This is a genomic window from Clostridium sp. BL-8 (assembly GCF_002006495.1).
Lineage (GTDB): Bacteria > Bacillota > Clostridia > Clostridiales > Clostridiaceae > Clostridium.
The window spans coordinates 1-669 of record NZ_LZZL01000217.1 but is presented as its reverse complement, the minus strand read 5'-3'; the positions used below and the strand labels follow the sequence as shown (position 1 = coordinate 669).

Below are 669 nucleotides of genomic sequence, written 5' to 3'. Positions count from 1 at the left end.
TTAGTTAAACATTATTTATCCCCTATTAAATAAATATTAACCAGTATTCAGAATGGTCTATAACACCCTAATAGACCATTCTTTTTTATTTATGGAGTTAGATAATTTATGGTATATGGAAGTACCGGAAATGAAATTTTAAACAAAGTCAATTAATAAAGAGAAGTTTAATAAATTAGATATTGTAGAAAAGAAATTTTTGTCATCTAATAATAAATTAGTGTTGACTCTTCCCTGAGGGAAGGATTTAAAATAAATTTTAAAGGAGAAGATAATTATTTTATTAACTTTGGAGGCTGATAAAAGTGATAAATGAATATTGTATTAGTAAAGATAAATCAAAGTTACAGATTGAGAGTATAAAAGCTCTACTAAAGCAAACATATTGGGCCTGTGATCGTACAGAAGAAACAATAGTTAAATCAATTGAAAATTCGGTATGCTATGGGGTATTTGATAACTATAATAATCAGGTTGGATTTGCCAGAATTATTACAGATTATGCTACAGCGTATTATCTTTGTGATGTAATTATTGACAAGGAGCATAGGGGACAAGGCTTAGGAAAGTCAATGGTAGAATTCATTATAGGAGATGATGATCTGAAAGATTTACATGGACTTTTACTTACTAAAAATGCACATGGGTTGTATGAGAAATATGGATTTG

The 669-nt window shown here is 28.4% G+C and carries 1 protein-coding gene; it reads left to right on the top strand.

Annotated features, from left to right (window positions below):
* Positions 1-305: 305 nt before the first annotated feature.
* Positions 306-669, top strand: a 364-nt coding sequence (locus tag CLOBL_RS27305; RefSeq protein WP_077861849.1) for a GNAT family N-acetyltransferase, incomplete at its 3' end; no start/stop codon positions are given.